The organism is Erwinia mallotivora, assembly GCF_000590885.1.
Classification (GTDB): Bacteria; Pseudomonadota; Gammaproteobacteria; order Enterobacterales; family Enterobacteriaceae; genus Erwinia; species Erwinia mallotivora.
Window position 1 is genome coordinate 46295 of sequence record NZ_JFHN01000020.1, and the last position, 18746, is coordinate 65040.

General features: G+C 48.9%; 16 protein-coding genes. 4 read left to right on the forward strand and 12 right to left on the reverse strand.

All coding sequences use genetic code 11. The annotated features are described in order from the left end of the window. Nucleotides 1-5 precede the first annotated feature (5 nt). The 3 genes from BG55_RS02565 to BG55_RS02575 are packed head-to-tail and all read right to left on the reverse strand — an operon-like array spanning nt 6 to nt 3746. Nucleotides 6-1106: an ABC transporter substrate-binding protein gene (locus tag BG55_RS02565; protein WP_034934054.1), complete on the reverse strand. Its 1101-nt coding sequence runs from the start codon at nt 1104-1106 to the stop codon at nt 6-8. Beyond that, nucleotides 1103-2197: an ABC transporter permease gene (locus BG55_RS02570; RefSeq protein WP_034934056.1), complete on the reverse strand. Its 1095-nt coding sequence runs from the start codon at nt 2195-2197 to the stop codon at nt 1103-1105. The genes BG55_RS02565 and BG55_RS02570 overlap by 4 nt, the downstream gene beginning before the upstream one ends. Before the next feature lie 22 nt (nt 2198-2219). After that, nucleotides 2220-3746, reverse strand: a complete 1527-nt coding sequence (locus BG55_RS02575; RefSeq protein WP_034934120.1) for a sugar ABC transporter ATP-binding protein — start codon at nt 3744-3746, stop codon at nt 2220-2222. Between the two features lie 326 nt (nt 3747-4072). Here BG55_RS02575 and BG55_RS02580 point away from each other — a divergent pair, with 326 nt between their 5' ends. After that, entirely contained in the window at nt 4073-4885 is an 813-nt protein-coding gene (locus tag BG55_RS02580) for an IclR family transcriptional regulator (protein WP_034934122.1), read from the forward strand. A 337-nt stretch (nt 4886-5222) separates the two neighbouring features. On the opposite strand, the gene BG55_RS02585 is transcribed toward BG55_RS02580, so the two are convergent. The 5 genes from BG55_RS02585 to BG55_RS02605 all read right to left on the reverse strand — a co-directional run bounded on the left by BG55_RS02585 (nt 5223) and on the right by BG55_RS02605 (nt 11364). Then, nucleotides 5223-6968, reverse strand: a complete 1746-nt coding sequence (locus tag BG55_RS02585) for a metallophosphoesterase (RefSeq protein ID WP_084276166.1) — start codon at nt 6966-6968, stop codon at nt 5223-5225. A 552-nt stretch (nt 6969-7520) separates the two neighbouring features. Next, nucleotides 7521-8540: an AI-2E family transporter gene (locus tag BG55_RS02590; RefSeq protein WP_034934060.1), complete on the reverse strand. Its 1020-nt coding sequence runs from the start codon at nt 8538-8540 to the stop codon at nt 7521-7523. A gap of 391 nt (nt 8541-8931) precedes the next feature. Continuing rightward, nucleotides 8932-9273, reverse strand: coding sequence for a helix-turn-helix domain-containing protein (locus tag BG55_RS02595; protein ID WP_034934062.1), 342 nt, complete (start codon nt 9271-9273; stop codon nt 8932-8934). 539 nt (nt 9274-9812) lie between these two features. Beyond that, nucleotides 9813-10289, reverse strand: coding sequence for an RrF2 family transcriptional regulator (locus BG55_RS02600; RefSeq protein WP_034934064.1), 477 nt, complete (start codon nt 10287-10289; stop codon nt 9813-9815). 202 nt (nt 10290-10491) lie between these two features. Continuing rightward, nucleotides 10492-11364 carry an NAD(P)-dependent oxidoreductase gene (locus BG55_RS02605; protein ID WP_034934066.1) on the reverse strand — a complete coding sequence of 291 codons (873 nt, stop codon included), beginning with the start codon at nt 11362-11364 and terminating at the stop codon, nt 10492-10494. Nucleotides 11365-11637: 273 nt separating this feature from the next. Between BG55_RS02605 and BG55_RS02610 the strand changes: the two genes are divergently transcribed. After that, the gene (locus BG55_RS02610) at nt 11638-12822 is read left to right on the forward strand and encodes a sugar transporter (protein WP_034934067.1); all 1185 of its coding nucleotides are present in this window, start codon (nt 11638-11640) and stop codon (nt 12820-12822) included. A 42-nt stretch (nt 12823-12864) separates the two neighbouring features. Here the strand turns inward: BG55_RS02610 and rhaM are convergent, their stop codons facing one another. The 4 genes from rhaM to rhaB are packed head-to-tail and all read right to left on the reverse strand — an operon-like array spanning nt 12865 to nt 16746. Further along, nucleotides 12865-13179 carry an L-rhamnose mutarotase gene (rhaM, locus tag BG55_RS02615; protein ID WP_034934069.1) on the reverse strand — a complete coding sequence of 105 codons (315 nt, stop codon included), beginning with the start codon at nt 13177-13179 and terminating at the stop codon, nt 12865-12867. After that, complete coding sequence (rhaD, locus tag BG55_RS02620) at nt 13169-14011, reverse strand: rhamnulose-1-phosphate aldolase (RefSeq protein ID WP_034934071.1); 843 nt, start codon at nt 14009-14011, stop codon at nt 13169-13171. Before rhaD ends, rhaM begins: the two co-directional genes overlap by 11 nt. 9 nt (nt 14012-14020) lie before the next feature. Then, nucleotides 14021-15277, reverse strand: a complete 1257-nt coding sequence (locus BG55_RS02625) for an L-rhamnose isomerase (RefSeq protein ID WP_034934073.1) — start codon at nt 15275-15277, stop codon at nt 14021-14023. Next, entirely contained in the window at nt 15274-16746 is a 1473-nt protein-coding gene (rhaB, locus tag BG55_RS02630) for a rhamnulokinase (RefSeq protein ID WP_034934075.1), read from the reverse strand. The genes BG55_RS02625 and rhaB overlap by 4 nt, the downstream gene beginning before the upstream one ends. Before the next feature lie 300 nt (nt 16747-17046). Between rhaB and rhaS the strand changes: the two genes are divergently transcribed. Further along, on the forward strand, nt 17047-17874 hold the full coding sequence (gene rhaS, locus BG55_RS02635; protein ID WP_034934077.1) for an HTH-type transcriptional activator RhaS: 828 nt from the start codon (nt 17047-17049) through the stop codon (nt 17872-17874). A gap of 8 nt (nt 17875-17882) precedes the next feature. Beyond that, nucleotides 17883-18740: an HTH-type transcriptional activator RhaR gene (rhaR, locus tag BG55_RS02640; protein ID WP_420889602.1), complete on the forward strand. Its 858-nt coding sequence runs from the start codon at nt 17883-17885 to the stop codon at nt 18738-18740. Nucleotides 18741-18746 lie beyond the last annotated feature (6 nt).

The following is an 18746-nucleotide window of genomic DNA, read 5'->3' on the forward strand; positions in this document are numbered from 1 at the left end:
CTCCTTTATTTCACGCCCCAGATAGCTTTGTAGTGACCTTGATAGTCGTTAGCCGGGTCGTAATTATTTTGGGGACCACCATCACTGGCGATATTTTCTTTGGTGATTAAATGTGCGGGAGTGACATATCCGGAAGACGGTTGTCCGGCAAAAGCACGGTTAAACTCATCAAGCAGCTGCCACCCATGCAGTTTTAGCGGTTCCGCCACGGTGGCAATCTGGCTGTCACCGTTCCGGATGCGCTGAAAGGCTGAAATTGAACCGTCACCAGCGGAGATATTGAAAGGCGCATGGCTGCCACCTTTACCGGCCGTTTTTAACGCCGGGGCCATAAAATCAAAATAGAGATCGTTTATCGCCAGAGCGTACTGGAAATGATCGCCGTGTTTTTGCAATAAACTGAATGTCATTGAAGGCATACGGTTTGAGGTATCAGCCAGCGGCGTATCAATGAATTCGACGACCTTACAACCACTGCATTTCTCAATCTCCTGCTTCATGGTGTTGGCTTTATCGAGTGCTATCTGATAAAGCGAGTCGGTGAAAATCAGCACCTCCGCCTTCCCTCCGGAGCGCACCACGGCGTACTGCGCAGCCAGACGAGCCACATCATTCGAATCAGAGGTGATGTTGTTGGTGATGCCATATTTTTCAACGGGTCCCGGCTGCGGCTCCGCATGCCATGCCATCAGCACGATTTTCTGCTGCCGGGCTTTTTTCAACGGAATTTTTGCCACATTCGGATTCCAGCCACCAATAACGATGCCATCCGGATGCTGCGCAATCGCCTGATTCAGCGCCGAAAGTTGATCTTTAACCGAACCGCCGCCATCAAGGGTTTCGAGTTGCCAGCCAGCCACTTTTGCGGCTTCACTGAGGCCCTGTTGCACCCCCTGCACACCGCCATTTTTCATATCTGAGGCAATAAAGATGATTTTTTTGCCGGGTTGCAGTTCAGGGCCGGTTTTCGGGCCATCCCAGCTACTGGCGCGAGCGGTGGCTTTTGCCACCGCAGCAGTTGCCGAATCAAGGTAGCTGTCTGCCCGCGCAGAAACAGATGCTACACAGATGGCTGCAAATGTGAGGCTTAATACCTTATTTTTCATGATGGATTTCCTGGCATGATGGTCTTTTGTTCTGGGTCAGAAGCCGGTGTGCTCTGGCTGCGTACCACCGCTTTCTGGTTCAACATTCTTCGACGTTGTGCGTATCCGGCAAGCGTGATCGACAGCAGCAGGGTCGCGCCGTTAAATAACGGTTCCACCCAAAAGTCGCCTCCGAACTGTTGGATACCGGCAATGCCGATAGCAAGGATGGCAATGCCCACCACGGTCCCCCAGACGTTAACGCGTCCCGGGCGAATTGTGGTGCTGCCAAGAAAGGCGCCTACCAGCGCGGGTAACAGATAATCCATACCAACACTGGCCTGGCCGACGCCCTGTTCTGCTGCGATCAGTACCCCGCTGAAACCCGTCAGGACGCTGGAAGCAATAAACGTTCCGATGATGTATTTGTTCACCGCGATGCCGTTCAAACGTGCTGCGGTTGGATTGCCCCCCACTGCATACATACAACGGCCAAGCGGTGTGTGCTCAGTGATCAACCACAGCACCAGCGCGACGATCAACACATAGAACGCCCCCACCGGAATACCAAACAGTTCGGTATGATGCAGAGCACTGAACGCATCAGGCAGGTCACCAACAATCTGTCTGCCACCTGAATGCCACAAAGCCACGGCATACAGGACGGTACCGGACCCCAGTGTCGCGACAAAGCTGTCTATATCTGCCAGCGCAACAAGAATACCGTTGAGCAAACCATAAAGTGCAGAGACGACCAGCACCGTCAGCACCGCCATCTGCCATGAAAACCCGTATTCAACCTGTAGGGTGATCGCGAGGATATGCCAGAGGACAATGCCAAATCCCACATTCAGATCGATTTTCCCGACAATCATCGGAAGCGTTGCGGCCAGTGCCAGCAACGCGATTTTTGCCTTGCTGGACAGAATCGCCTGCAAAGTCAGCATTGAAGCAAATGACGGAGATAAGACTGAAAATAACAGGGTCAGTAACACGCAGAGCAACAACAGGCCGTAGCGGGTCATCATCTGCATGGCCCAGGGTAGCAGACCATGTTGTGCCAGGCTGACTCTTTGCTCCAGCGCAGTGGATTTTATGGATGTTTTTGACATGACTTTTCTCCTGCCTTCCTTCTCAGACGAGGGTTAATGGGGCAACACTGCTGGCAGAAGCCAGTTCCAGCAAACCGGCAAACGTCACTTGCTCATTCTTTAATTCACCTACGACCTGGCCACGGTTAAAGACCAGCGCCCGGTTGCAAATGTGGGCGATCTCCTCAAGATCATTTGAAATCACCAGCACTGCGACACCTTCGGCCAGCGCCTTATTGAGCAAATGATAAATCTCTTCTCTTGCCCCCACGTCAACGCCCGCTGTCGGGTCTTCGAGTATCAGCAGCGGGGCATTGAGATGCATCCAGCGAGCCATCACTACCTTTTGCTGATTGCCACCGGACAACGCAGCGATATCCAGATTGACGTCTTTGGGACGGACGTCGAACAACTGAACTTTCCACCAACTTGCTCCCATTTCGGCACGACGCCCGTAGCGGGAAAGGAGACGATGACCGCTGGCGCAGGGGTTCAGAAACAGGTTTTCACGCACACTCATTGACATCACCAGGCTTTCGCCCGTTCTGTCTCCCGCCACCAACGAGACACCCGCAGCCATCGCCTGCTGCGGCGTGTGCGGACTGAAGGGGCGGTCGCGGAACTGCACACTGCCTGAAGTCGCGCGCCCCAGACCAAACAGCAGGCGTCCAATCTCCTCCTGTCCGGCACCCCGCAATCCCGCCAGGGCCAGCATTTCGCCCGGTTGCAGGCTGAACGTCACCGGGCCGACGTCTTCTATGCAGAGTTGCTGTAACGCCAGCACCGGCCTGGCTGCTTCCGGCAGCGGCTGGCGTTGATTTCCTTCCAGCGCTTCGCCAACAATCATTTCAACCAGATCGCGCAGCTGATAGTCCGCCGTATTCCCCGTGGCTACCCGCTTACCATCACGCATCACGCAAATTCTGTCGGCAATTTCAATCACCTCATCCAGCCGGTGGGTGACATATATCATGCCGACCTGACGACTTTTGAGGCGGTTGATGACTTCAAAAAGGTGGCGTACGTCATTAGCAGGTAACGAGGCCGTTGGTTCATCCAACACCAGAACCTCTGCGTTAACAGCCACCGCGCGGGCGATCGCAAGGAGTGATTTTTCTGTACGGGATAATTCAAAAACCCGGGCATCGGGATCCAGCATGATCCCCACCTCCTCCAGCGCGATCCGCGCGCGTTTACGTACGGCCCGCCAGTCGATAAGCCCGCAACGTCGGGTAAATCCCATGACCAGTGCCATATTTTCTGCCACCGACATCCACTCAATAAGGCCAAGGTCCTGATGAATAAATGCGACTGGCTGGTGTGTCGCGGTTTTCAGACTGGCTGCGGAGGCAATGCTGGTATCGTGGAAACGGATGTCTCCCTCATCCCGGCTATGAACACCCGCCATAACTTTTATCAGCGTTGATTTACCTGCCCCGTTCTCTCCCAGTAAGGCGACAACTTCACCAGGAAAAACGTCCAGACTGACATCGTTAACTGCGGGGTTGCCACCAAAACGTTTGGTGATATGGCTCAGAGTAAGAATCGGTTTTGTGGGGCTTTGCTGCATTAGCGCCTCCGGTTTGTTCCTGGTGAACATCAACAGCGGCGTCTGATTTGCAACACCGCGAAATTTCAACATACGAAACATGATTCCAAAAAATATTATTCCTCAAAGAGGCGAAAAGCAAAAAAGAGGCGAGGAAATATTTTCAATAAAAACAATATCATGAAATAAATGTTGCGAATTTGTGATGTATAACTCACTTCCCGTGACGGTTTTTTTCCCCTCAGAATTCATATTCAATCTGGCTGACTATTCCCTGCGTGGAGTGCCTGGGTTAAGATTTGTCGGCCGCGCTGACGCCGGAGAGTGAAAACGAAGAGGAAGTGGGGATGGTAGAAAAAGCAGGAAAGGTAAAAGAAGAGAAAGGCGACAAACCACTTGGTACGCAGAGTCTGTTTCGTGGCTTACAGCTTATTGAACTGCTGAGTAATTATCCAAACGGGTGCCCGCTGGCCAATCTGGCTGAATTGTCCGGCATGAACAAAAGTACGGTGCATCGCCTGTTGCAGGGTTTGCATACCAGCGGCTACGTCACTCAGGCCCCATCACAAGGGAGCTACCGCCTGACAACCAAATTTATATCCGTCGGGCAAAAAACACTTTCCTCACTGAATATTATTCATGTCGCTGCCCCCCATCTGGAAAGACTGAATCTGGAAGTGGGTGAAACCGTTAATTTCTCCAGCCGTGAAGATGATCATGTCATTCTGATTTATAAGCTCGAACCCACAACAGGCATGATGCGCACGCGTGCTTATATTGGCCAGCATATGGACCTCTATTGTTCAGCGATGGGTAAAATTTTCATGGCCTGGGGCAGTGAAGACTATCTCGCTGAGTACTGGGACAGCCATCAGGATACTATTCAGAAATTAACAAAAAACACCATCACCTCATTGCCGGAGATGATGGAAGAGCTGAAGTCAATTCGTCAGCTGAAGACGTCGATGGATCGGGAAGAAAATGAACTCGGTGTCTCCTGCATCGCCGCTCCCGTTTTCGACATTCAAAAACGTGTGCCTTATGCGGTGTCGATATCCCTGCCAACGGCCAAACTTCAGCAAACAGGAATTAAGAAATTGACTGCATCGGTAGTTGCTACCGCCCGGCAAATTTCGGCAGAGTTAGGTTCCGTTGATTAGATAGCGACAGAGGCCATCGCTGATTATCTGTTTCTGGCTGGTTTCTGGCCCCTGGAAACTTCACCCTGCTCAATCAGTCCATCAACAGTTCTGGAGCAAAGGCCTGGCGATTGACGAAAGCGTTACAGGACGACTTAGCCGATTAAATTTGAGATGTTTCAGTTGAGGAAATATGCAGTGAGCTATTTTGTGGTGACTGGGATATGGCATCGTTATCAACCGGCCCTGTTTCTGCACTCATTGTACGAGCCCCTGAATCAGACTCCATCTTAACATCAGTGATCGGCGGCCTCCCTGCAACAGTCTGAAGGGAGGCGAAACTACACAAGCTTAATTATTATCCGAGAACGGTATACATTTCGAATAATTGTGCATTCGTGTTATTCCATTCAAACACCTGTACCAATGTCCCGTTGTTGGTATTACTGTTTGAAACGTCCAGTACTAAATTTCTGTTTTTGTAATTAGAAATAATCAGAGAGTTATCTCGCTGAAACTCGAAGCACCAAAAATGCTCATCTTTCTTTTCATTTTTATGCATGAAAACTTGTCTGTGACCAGATTCATTCCATGCAATGATTTCATTTAAAGAGAAATCCCAGATTTGGTAGACGTTTTCTCCCTTGCTGGCATCCTGTTCCAGAAAAAAATTCTGATTATTTCCATTATCACTTTCCCAGATTACGACATCAGAATTTTCTCTCATCCTGGAGAGGGCTTTTCTGGAGGATAATTTCGAAAAAAATTTCACGGGATTTTTTCTGGATGGTTTATTTAACAGACTGATAGTAGATAAATGTATTTTTTGCCTCCAGTTATTGTTTCTTACAGCATATATTTCAATTTTTTCCAGGTCATATTCGGTAATCAGATAGGTACTTTGTGATGCACTTCCTGAAAGGAATACAGGAATGTCACCAAAATATGATGAGCTGTTATAACGCCCTAATGAGGTATGGTAATGCCCGGCAAAAATAACCTTTACATCATAAACAGAAAACAAGCCAGATAAATAACTGTTTGCACCTTTTCTCCAGTTGTCAGGTTTATGGACATTGACAATAATTGCATATCCTTTTTGCCTTGCATAATTTAGTTGCATTTCAATCCAGGCAAAATTTGGCCTGATTCCTTTTTTATCCCACGTAGTGTATTCCATTGTAGGATCGTTATTGAATTGTAAAACAAAAAGATTGCCGGGTAATTCCAGGGAAAAATTCTGACTGGCCAATTTGCCAATATCGTGCCTGATGATATTCTTATTTTCAGACTGAATTCGCATGTAATTTAGCGAACGGCTGAAGTTAGCATCGAGAAAAGTATTGCCCTGATTGTTTTCAATATCGTGATTTCCCAGACCAAAATAGTAAGGCCTGTTTAACAATGGCATCAGCCCGTCATACATCTTAATCCATTCATCATTATGACCATAAGCCGTAATATCGCCATTAATCATAATCACGCTTCCGACTGAGAGGCTGTTATTATAATCATTGATATCGTTATACTGAGAGCGGATCAGCTCTTCAGAACGGGTTCTTTTCACACTTTCGGCTTCATATTCGCCTCTGTCTGTTTTATCGGTCCATGGATATTGAGGATCAGAGGTGAGCACATATGACCAGCTTGCTTTTGTATCTGGTTGAAGATTTGCATCAAACTGCAGGGCATCCCCTCCACCCTGACTCACGATTATGCTGTTTCCTTGTGTCCGAATAAATGGTCCGGGATGATGTTTGTTTGAAAGCATAAAAGAATTGTTTGTGCCGCTTCTGGATGTTGCCCAAAGTCTGGTATATGTGTTTTGTGTTGAATTAGCTGCAACCCTGATATTATTGCCATTGGCGCGATCCCAATATAAAACTTTATTACTATCACTGACCGGGCTAATCAAATATCCTTCAGATGCATCGTAATTTGGTCCGAAATATCTGACGTTCCATTTTTGTGTAGACTGAGCTGACCATATCGACCAGATGGCTGAGCCGTTTTGCTCCTGTAATACCAAACCATTTGCGTTTACAATTTTGTATACTCCCGCAGGGATGTCATTTCTGGAGAATACTTCGCTTTCAATTTTCATTTTATTTTCCTTATATTCTTAATTTTTCAAATAAAAATTATTAAGGCGATTTTTAAGTGTGTTGACTTCGACACTTTTCAAATCAATCAACTCATCAAGAAGATCGCCATCCAAAAATTTATTTATATACAGCATACAAAATAGTAGTGAATATTTTTTTAAACAAAAAATTAATAATAGTCAATAACAACCTGAAATCCTGATATTCAGTTTAAGCTGGTGATCGAATAATTTTTTGTGGAAAAGATTGTGTTATTGATAACCTGATAATCGGTGTGATTTTTATTTTTTATAATTAATAAAGCACTCAGAGAAGTTAGAGTAAAAAATTATCCTTTTTAAGGGATAACTATGCGATCGATTTAGCCAGCATACGTAGCAAAACAGGCTGTGAGACAGGCTGTTTGTGACTCGAAGGATACACGCAGGAAGTCATTTTTTCCCTATGGGAAACAATTTTGGCATTTTTATATTCATATTTTTTCTGTAAAAAAACATGCCAACGTCTTACAGACGGGCATGATTATAGTTAAAGAAACCATACCAGTTACTCTAAATCAGTCTTGCATCTCTCAGTTCCACTTTAAGATAGGCGTAATACACCGGAGCAGCCACCACTCCGGCAAGGCCGAAAGCGGATTCAAAGACCAGCATTGCCAGCAATATCTCCCATGTTTTTGCATTGATACGGCTACCAAAAATCCGCGCGTTAATGAAGTATTCCAGCTTATGCACAGCTATCAGAAAAACCAGAGCGATTAAAGCTGCTTCGAGTGAAATTGACAGGCCAATCAGCACAATGACGGTGTTGGAAATGAGATTGCCAATGATCGGCAGCAATCCGGCTATAAAGGTCACCACTACCACTGTTTTGGCAAATGGGAAATGCAATCCAAACAGTGGTAACAAGCCAAACAGGAAACCACAGGTCAATATGGTATTGACCAGCGAGACTTTAATTTGTGCAAAGACAACCGTGTGAAAAGAGGCAGCCAGCCGGCTGAGCCGTTCAAGCAGCGCATGCTTAAGTGGCGCGCTTTGCTTGTCGCTTCCGCTGACGCGCAGCGAAATAATGGCACCAAGAAGCATACCTATCAACATGGTGGCAAAAGTGTGCGCGGCATTGCGGCCAAAGGTTTGAACTACCACCAGATGTTCTCGCAACCAGATCATCGCCTGATGCTGCAATTCGTCGATATCGGCGGGTAAATAGCGGGTAATGACAGGCGACAGGGTGTGCTGTGCGTCTTCAAGAAGTTTACTGGCCGCCGAGTGAAAAGCAGCAGGGTTCTGAAAATCATTCAGTAAAAATCCAATCAGCCTGGTTATGCCGAGCGCCAGCGCCAGTACCACCATCATGGTGAGGAAGAAGATGATTATCCAGCGCGCCATTGGCCCCTTAACCCACTTTTCTACCCACGGTGTCAGTGCCAGAATGGTTTCGTAAACGATAAAACCTGCCAGAAAACAGGGCAATAAACGGAGTGGAAATATTGAAAACAGCGCAAGGGCAACCAGCAGATAGCTGACCCACTCGCAAAGAACCTGTTTATCCAGTGATGAATTCCGCATTACGCTTCCCTGTCAGAAAAGTGAAAAAGATTGCAATTCGCTGAGTATACAATGCGATGCAATCTTAAGGTAAGAACTGAATGAGAAGGTGCGGAATTGCCTGGTGTCTGGCGGTGCATTACGTCCATTCGGTAGGTAAAGCACAGTTTATGTCTGACTTAATCTCTGACTGGGTCCAGAAAACGGGAGATGTAGAAGTGGTTGTAAGTGGATCTGCCTTCTCAGTATGAAAAGCGACGTCTCAAGTTTGACACCTGACACGTATTGACGCAGCTGAGCGGGCATAATTTGCGAAATATCCCCTTCCCGTCATGAAAATCAGGCTGTTTCACCAGTCAGATGGGTATTGCAGGGCTTGACATAAAGCCCTGCAATACGACGACGAGGGATATCAGGAGCAGGCACTGACCTGCGACTGCCGTCGCCAGGCTCCGGGCGACTGACCGAACTGGCGTTTAAAGCTTCGGTTAAACGATTGCTGAGAATCGTAACCAAAAGAAATCGCCACCTCCAGAATCGGCTCACCGCCCCTTGCGAGACGTTCAGCCGATTTTTTCAGGCGGCGTGCGCGAATGTATTCCCCCAATGGATGGCCGGTGTAGTGCTTGAACATCCTCTGCAGATGCCATTTAGAGTAACCCGCCCGCCGGGCTACCGTATCCAGATCCATTTTTCCTTCGATATGCGTATCAATCCACCGCACAAGATCGCTAATAAAATCATCATGGCTCATGCTTTTCCCCTTTCTGCTTCTGTTGATGCCAACCTGACACTGCTCTTGATATCTTGCTGCAATTAACGTAAAAGTAACTTTCATAAATGCATTTAACCACCCTAAAGAACCCTGGCTTTAAATGCAAGTATAATTGTTGCATTAAGTGCGTTTTTGCTGCCTCACCGCAAGATGCCACTCTGCCGCGACAGTAAAAAATCCCGATAAGATGAGTAAACTCTGGCAAATACTTTGTAGACTCCTCAGCGGGTGGTTATATTACAGGCTGGATAGTTAATTTTTATTAGAATGTTGCTCTATATTTACTTTTCAATTATTCATATAACTGATGGCACATTAATCAGCCGTATTTAGCAGCCTGATAAAAAGCACATCGAATTATTTTTTGAAGGTGATTCAATCATAAAAAAACATTCATTGGTTTATTTAACTGTGATGAGTTAATTTATCGGTCAGGCTGACTGTATATATTCAGATGGGTCAGAGAAATAAAAAAAAAGGACAACATTATGCTGTCCCTTCTTCGATAAATAATATTATCAAGCTTTCTCGCTGGCTTTACTGGTATTACAAATCCCTTCCGGGTGACGGCGGTCCCGTTCATAGATCTCCTTTAACGCATCCGCCACCGTACGTCTGGCCAGCACGCTCATTGAGGCCTGCTCCGCTTCACGCGCAAGCTCTTTAAAAAACCAACAGGTATTCGCGCTGACCAGACAGCGGGCCGGCACTTCTGGTCTTCCTGCCAGCAAAGGTTTATCTTCGAGCACTGAGGTGTAAATATCACACAGCGTTATCTCTTCAGCCGGGCGCCCCAGTCTGATGGTTCCTGCCCGCCCGAGTGTTGCAACAATGATGCCGTCACGGGTCAACGGCACCATCATTTTGCGAACAAAGCTTGGATTAGCGTCCAGCCCCATCGCCAGAATTTTGCTGGTGCTGCGTTTACCTTCCCGCTCCGCCTGGGCTATACAGAGCACCATTTGTAGGGCCGTAGGAAAACGAATATCAAGCATGTTCTAGTCCTTGCTTTCAATTGCGCACCACTGTAACAGTAGTGGTTTTAAAAGCCTTTAAAATCAAATTGTTGAAAATAAAAAACACCAAAATAATATAACAAATACTGTTGCGATTTAGAAGATTGTCAGTAAGCGATTACTGCTATTAGCCGTATCACGCTGAAATACAGGCAATTATGTTAGTTAACTTTAACGAATATCAGCGCTTTTTCTCCGCCAGGTACTGGCTGACTACCGAAAGATCTTTCTCTCCATATCCTGCGTTAACCGCTTCCTGCCAGATTTCTGCGATCGTTTCCAGTCCCGGAAGTCGACTTTCAGATGCAGCAGCGAGCGCCAGTCTGGCATCCTTAAGCGCCCAGCTGAGGTGCATTTGTGGCTCATAGCTCCCCTGCTTTATCATATCCAGTTTGCTTTTCGCATAAGGCACAGCCAGCGGTCCGCCTTCAAGCGTGTTCCATAACTCATCAGGGCTGAAACCCAGCGTCTGAGCGATCTGATGGCTCTCGGCCAGCCCCTGCACCATTGAAATCAGCCAGGCGTTAACGACCAGCTTCATCCGTGATGCACGACCTGCTTCGCCCAACCATTTGGTTTCTCTTGCTATAGCTGAAAATACCTGCTTAGCGGCTTGAGCATTCTGGCGTTCACCACTTGCCAGCACCACGATCTGCGCATTTTCTGCCGGGGATTTGGTCCCGGAAACCGGGGCATCAAGAAAAATGACATCTGAACGTTGTGCTGCAAAACTGGCAATAAGCCTTTCTGTCGCATCGACGCCAATGGTACCCATTTGCGCGACGATTGCTCCCGGCTTAAGTTCAGGCAGAATCTGATGCATTACATTTTCCGTGCTGTTTGCATCTGCCAGCATGGTGATCACCACATCAGCCTGTTGTACCGCCTGTTGCGGTGACGCGGTAGGTAGCAACCCGGCCTCCTCCAGATCTTCACCGCGTGCCTTTGTCCGGTTCCAGCCAGAGGTTGTAAAATGTTTTTTAAGCAGGTTGGCAGCAAACGCGTGCCCCATCGCCCCCAGGCCCAGTACTGCCACACAAGGAAGTGAACTCATCGCATAACCCTTTAATCGTTCGCAGGAGTGGCACTAAAGCCACCTTTCACAGCCCAGGATAGCGCAATCTGCCATACTGTGCCTGTAAAAAGCGCCGCTATTTCTGTACGGTGGCACCGTTTAAAGACAATGAGCGAAGGAGATGATGCGTGAATTTACAAAAAAGATAATTTTCAGATGTCATCTGCCTGCCAGATCGAACACAATATGCATTCTTCTTCCTTATTTCGCCTGGTGTGAAATTAATCCGCTACCAATAAGCTGTTAACTTCAATGCAATCAACCACTGTTTCACGCAAAGTTGCATGGTTACGTGTCATCATGTTAGCCATTGCTGCGTTCATTTTTAATACCACCGAATTTGCGCCAGTAGGGCTGTTGTCTGACATCGCCCTGAGTTTCTCAATGCCCACTGCTCAGGTGGGATTGATGCTGACTATTTATGCATGGGTGGTTGCACTGCTTTCACTGCCTATGATGTTACTTACCCGTAACATTGAGCGGCGCTTTCTGCTGACGGGCATTTTTCTGCTGTTTGTTGTCAGTCATGCGTTATCCACAGTGGCATGGAGTTTTAATATTCTGGTGGTGTCCAGAATAGGTATCGCTCTGTCGCACGCTATTTTCTGGTCAATAACCGCTTCACTGGCGATCAGGGTCGCACCGGCAGGCAAAAAAACCCAGGCGCTGAGTATGTTAGCAACAGGGACAGCACTGGCGATGGTGTTGGGCCTGCCTGTTGGCCGAATGATTGGTCAACTGCTTGGCTGGCGGGTGACATTCGGGGTGATTGGCGTCGTGGCGCTGGCAACAATGCTTTGTCTGGTGAAACTGCTGCCAAAACTACCCAGTGAACACACTGGTTCTTTAAAAAGTGTGCCGATGTTATTTAAGCGTCCCGCGCTGGTTACGCTCTATCTGCTGATTGCCGTGGTGGTGACGGCGCATTACACCGCTTACAGCTATATTGAGCCGTTTATTCAGACCGTTGCCGGAATGGGTGAAAATTTCACCACTTTTCTGTTACTGATATTTGGTGCCGCCGGCATTATTGGTAGCATCCTGTTCAGTACGGCAGGAAATAAATTTCCCGCAGCCTTTCTGACCGGTTCAATTGCGATCATTTCTCTGTGTATGCTGTGTTTGTATATTGCTGCCACTCAGAGTATCGCTATTGCAACATTATGTATTCTCTGGGGTATGTCGATGATGATCATCGGCCTGGCGGTACAGGTGCGTGTGCTGACCCTTGCTCCGGATGCCACAGATGTTGCCATGTCACTGCTGTCTGGTATCTACAATATCGGTATTGGCGGTGGTGCACTGTTGGGGAATCAGGTCAGCCAGCATCTTAACATGGCGAGTATCGGCTATGTGGGAGGCGGTATTGGCGTGATTTCTCTGATATGGTGCGTATGGAGTATGCGGCGTTATCCTCAGTTGCGTATTAACGGCTGAAGAAAAACGGGCGGTTTGTCAGAATGGCAAACCGCCCTTCTACTACTCAAGATAAAACACAGAACACAATTCAGTACTGACCGGGCTACAGTCGGCATTCGATGGCATCAGTTCACACATTGAGCGCCACCACCGCTGACAGACCTCGGTTTGCGCCACCGCGTTCCAGCGTTCCTCCGACTCGATATCCACCACGCCAAACAGCAAATTACGTGACGCATCAAGAAAGATACTGTAATGATGCGCGCCATGCTGTTTTAACGTCCCGGCCAGTTCCGGCCAGATGGGATTGTGGCGGCGCTGGTATTCCTGATGCCTGTCGGCATGAATCTGCATCACGAAGGCTTTACGCAACATAGGGATGCCTGGCGTCCAGCGCTGCCTGCCAGGGTTTTACGTTGAAACGCTCACCCAGGGCTATGAGTTCTTTTGTCGTAATACTTTGTCTCATGCCACCCATCGACAGCACTTTCACCACAACTTCTGAGGACTTCTCAGCGGTATCGATCAGGCCAAAAGTCTCATCCAGCGTAGGACCTGCGCCGAAGACACCGTGGAAAGGCCACATGACCAGGCTGTGTGAAGCCATTTTTTCTGCCGTGGCATCACCAATACCGTCAGTACCCGGTACCATCCAGGGCACGATCCCCACCCCGTCAGGAAACACCACCAGGCACTCTGTACTTCCTTCCCACAACAAGCGTGTAAAGACGGCAGAATCCAGCTCTGTCACATAGCTCAGTGACATAAAGTTAGTCGCATGACAGTGCATAATCACCCGATCAACGCCATTGCTGACTTTCATTCGTATGGCGTGTGACTGGAAATGTGAAGCCAGTTCGGAAGTCGGCAAGCCACCATTGGTTAAACCCCAGTAAATACTGTAGGCCCGACCATCTTCGCTGACACGCAGCAGCACCAGACTGTCGGCAGGATCCAACTGAACATTACGGAAAAATTTGCCGGAACCGGTAACCAGGAACCAGCAGCCAGCGAGAGCAGGCGCAGGCTGGCTCAGCTCGATATTGCGCGGCTTCTGGTAAAAGTCCTGTGCGAAGGGTTTTACCTCCTCGTCAAGCAGGCGCAGACTGACATTGCCGCCGTTGCGTTCATCCCACCCTTTAAGCCACATATCACTGGTAGCTTTGACCATTCCCTGGACAAACCAGGAAGTCAGAATGTGTTGCATAATAGACCCTTAGCGTTTACTGAGAATGTGTTGTTCATAATGACGTACTTCACCAAGCCAGCTGGCATCCGCCGGAACATCGTGACGCAGACAGTAAGTCTCCCAAACCGCCTGCCAGGGCAGACATTTCTGCTCTTCCAGCAATGCCAGTCGTGCGGTGTAATCTCCTTCCAGTTCCAGTTTTTTTAACCGGTCAACAGGTTCCAGCAACGCCCGCAGCAGTGCTTTCTTCGCATTACGGGTACCAATTACCCATGCCGCGATACGGTTAATGGAGGCATCGAAGAAATCCAGGCCGATATGCACCTTATCGAATAGTTTCTGGCGGACAATTTCGCTGGCAATCGCCTGAGTCTCATCATCCAGCAACACCACATGATCACTGTCCCACCTTACCGGACGGCTGACGTGAAGCAGCAGACGTGGTACATAAAGCATGGCGGTGGAAATTTTGTCGGAAATCACTTCGGTTGGATGGAAATGCCCGGCATCCAGTGTCAGGGCTGTCTGGCGGCTGGCGGCATAGCCGAGGCAAAATTCATTTGATCCTACGGTGTAACTTTCCGCCCCAATACCAAACAGTTTGCTCTCCACCGCATCAATGTGATGGGCCGGGTTCAGTTTTTCACTGATTACCTCATCGAGAGAATTCATCAGACGTTCGCGTGGCGCGAAGCGATCAACGGTCAGATCTTTCATACCATCCGGTACCCATATATTCATGACCGATGGTGTTCCCAACTGCTCACCGAAAAAGGCCGAAACCCGCCGGCTGGCTTTACAATGTTCAATCCAGAACTGACGCACTACTCTGTCGGCACTGGAGAGGGTAAAACCACTCTCACTCATCGGATGCGAAAAACAGGATGGATTGAAATCCAGGCCCAGCTGATTTGCTTTGGCCCATTCAACCCACTGCGCGAAATGCTCCGGTCGGATATCACTCCGCTCAACGGGTTTGTCGCTTTCCAGATAGATAGCATGCAGATTCAGCCTTTTTGCGCCCGGGATCAGCGACATGGCCTTATCCACATCGGCCCGCAACTCTGTGGCATTACGGGCTTTTCCCGGATAATTGCCGGTGGCCTGAATTCCTCCGGTCAGCGATCCCTGCGGATTCTCAAACCCACGCACGTCATCACCCTGCCAGCAATGCATGGATACCGGTATTTTATCCAGCTGGGCCATAGCGGCGTTAACATCAATACCGATCTCTGCAAAACGCTGTTTTGCCAACTCGAACGCCTGTTCGATTGCTCGGGTCATATACATAGCTCCTTAGCCGTGTCTGTCAGTGACTGAAAAAGTGGCCAACTACGCCGCCAGACGTCACTGACCTGTGGGGTATAAGTTTTTAACGGAAAATTTTGTTTGATCAGCTGGCGAAAGTGCGTCACATCGCGCACCTCACCACAGGCAATTAACTGGCAGCCAACATTGCCCAGCGTCGAGGCTTCAACCGGCCCGGCCAGCACCGTGATACCGCAAGCATCGGCGCATAGCTGGTTGAGTAGCGGGTTCTGGCAACCGCCGCCAACAATGTGCAATTGCCTGAAGGGTGCACCGCGTAACTGTTCCAGCTCCTGCAATACCTGGCGATAAAAAAGAGCCAGACTGTCGAAGATACATCTGGCCAGTGCCGCCGGACTGGTGGGTTGCGGCATCCCCCGCTCCACGCACGCATTCTGAATTTCACAAACCATGCTGGCAGGATTGATAAAACGAGGATCGTTTGGATTAATTAATGCACGACAGGCCGTCTGTACCCTGGCTTCAGCAATCAGGGAGTCCAAATCCTCAATTGACAGTTCGCTGCAAACACGCTGCAACAGCCACAGTCCCATGATGTTTTTTAACACCCGATAACGCCCCTCTGCCCCGCCCTCATTGGTGATGTTCAACATCAGTGCGGCGTCGTTGTTGTAGGGTTCCAGGCTTTCAAACCCCATCAGCGACCAGGTGCCTGAGCTTAACCATGCTGAATCATGGTTGGTCAGGGGGGCCGCCAGAACGGCACTGGCGGTGTCATGCGTAGCTACGGCGACAACAGGCACTTCTTTCCCGGATGCGGTCTGCCAGCACCCTGGCTGAGTACCGGGCAATGAAGGTTTGCCAAACCAGTCCGGATTCATCCCCGCCCACTGCATCAGCGTCGTATCCCATTCACCACTGTTGATATTCAGCAATTGAGTGGTTGTGGCATTGGTGTATTCCCAGTTCATCTCACCGGTAAGTTTGTAGAGAAAGTAATCGGGGATTAGCAACGCGTGGCGAACGTCTTTCAGCCACGCTGCTTTGCTTTCCGACAATGCTCGTAGCTGATAAAGCGTGTTGAAAGGAAGAAACTGAATGCCGGTACGTTTATAGATGGTTTCACGCCCCAGCTCACAGCAGGCCTGTTCCTGAATACCATGAGTTCTGTCATCACGATACGCCACCGGCAGGCCGATACGCTTACCCTGTTTATCCAACAGAATAAAATCCACTCCCCAGGTATCAATTCCAATGCTGTCCGCATGGATGCCGTGCGGTTCGAGGGTAAGTAGCGCATCGAAAATAAACTTTTCCAGCGCGTCTATGTCCCAGCACTGAAAATCACTCAGCGTGACAAGGCGATTTTTCGTCCTGGCTATTTCCTGTAACGCGAGTTCTCCGTTATGTGAATCAAAGCGGGCCAACATGACGCGACCGCTGGATGCGCCCAGATCGATGGCAACACAATTTCGTATGCTCATGGTATTGGCTTCCTGTCAGTTCAATGACGACAGTGTAAAAGCCAGCCTGTTTACTACCTTCCCTCTACTGCCAGACAACGCCTCCTGCTGGCAACACAACAAAGGTAAGCGTGAATCAGCTCACACTTTTATTTTTGAATTACGACGTTATGGGATGTGATGCCACGCGCAATTTTCGAATTTTACGCCGGGTGTTCTTGAATAATTCGCCAGCCGACAACCGTTTTATGTCGAAAATTCAAGGTGGAAAGAGAGCTCTGGCAGTAAAATTTCCCAACTGAAATTGAGAGAGGAAACATCATGACGGTGTTACACAGCGTGGATTTTTTCCCGGACGGCGGATTCCCGGTCGCGATTGAACCCCGTGCGCCTCAAAGCGCCTTTCCGGAGCATTATCATGATGATTTCCATGAAATCGTTATCGTTGAGCAAGGTGCCGGCGTGCATATTTTCAATGGCGAGCCAAAACCGCTCTGCGGCGGTTGTATCTGCTTTGTACGCAATCATGACCGTCATATGTATGAGCAGACCGAGCAGCTGGTGCTGACCAACGTTTTGTATCGGGGACCGGAAGCTTTTCGATTTGTCGCAGGCTTTCAACATCTGCTGCCACAGGAGTGTAATGGGAATTACCCTTCTCACTGGCGTATCAACAGCAAAGTGCTGGAGCAGACCAGGCAACTGATAAATGAGATGAAAAAAGATCGCCTGCCACTTTGCGTTGAGACTCAGGCCGAACAGGAGATGCGTTTTATGCAACTGTTGCTACTATTGCGTCGGGGATGCAGTGAACAACAGGGTGGCGATCAGTGTGACAGGATGCATGGTTTACTGGACTGGCTGGCCGATCATTTCCACGAGGAAATCGACTGGGAGATGCTGGCAGAGCAATTCTCACTTTCGCTCAGAACACTGCATCGGCAGCTGAAACAGCAAACCGGCAGCACGCCACAGCGTTATCTGAATCGCCTGCGGCTGTTACAGGCAAGGCATCTGCTACGTCACAGTGAAATGCGTATCACGGACATCGCCTTTCACTGCGGATTTGGTGACAGTAATCACTTTTCCACACTTTTTAAACGTGAGTTTGGCACCTCTCCGCGTACCATCAGGCAAAATGACCTGTGAGGTGAACTTTGGACGTGCCCCTTCGTCTGGCTAAAGCCGACTATTTTCCTTCAGAACTGATGCCTGTGGTGGTTGCTGACCGTAGTCCACAGCCCTCCTTTCCCCCGCATCTGCATGAATTTAGCGAACTGGTTCTCGTCTGGCGCGGGAATGGTCTTCACGTGATGAATGAGCACCCTTGGTTGATTACCTGTGGCGATCTGTTCTATGTCGGACCGGATGATTGCCACAGCTATGAGTCAGTTAATAATCTGGTTCTCGACAATGTTATTTACTGTCCTGAACGATTCTGTCTGGGTCTGGATTTGCAGCAGTTTCTGCCACAGGATGAGGTAGCCTGGCGTCTGACAACGCGCGGGATGGCCCTTGCGCGGGGGGTGATCCTGCAACTCTCGCAGGAGTGCCATAAAAGCGATCAACTCTCACGTCAGTTATCGGAAACACTCTTTTTACAACTGGTGCTGATTTTGCAGCGTCACCGCTATAAAGCAGATTGTGCGTGGCAACTGCCCGAAGGGGAACAGCTGGATTTACTGATGTCGGCAATACAGGGACAGATTGGCGATAATTTTGATCTGGGGGCTTTCTGCGAACAGCACCAACTGTCTGAGCGCGCCCTTAAACAGCTCTTTCGTCAACAGACCGGCATGATGCCTGCGCAGTACATACGGCAGCTTAAACTGTGCAAAGCAAAGTTTTTGCTACGAAGCAGCGAGCTTTTGATTGGTGAAGTCGCGGCAAATTGTGGCTTTGACGACAGTAACTACTTTTCGGTGGTATTTACCCGCGAAACCGGCATGACGCCAACGGCTTTTCGTCAGCAGTTTCAACATCATGCCCGACGCGTCAAAATGATGTCATCATGATATGGC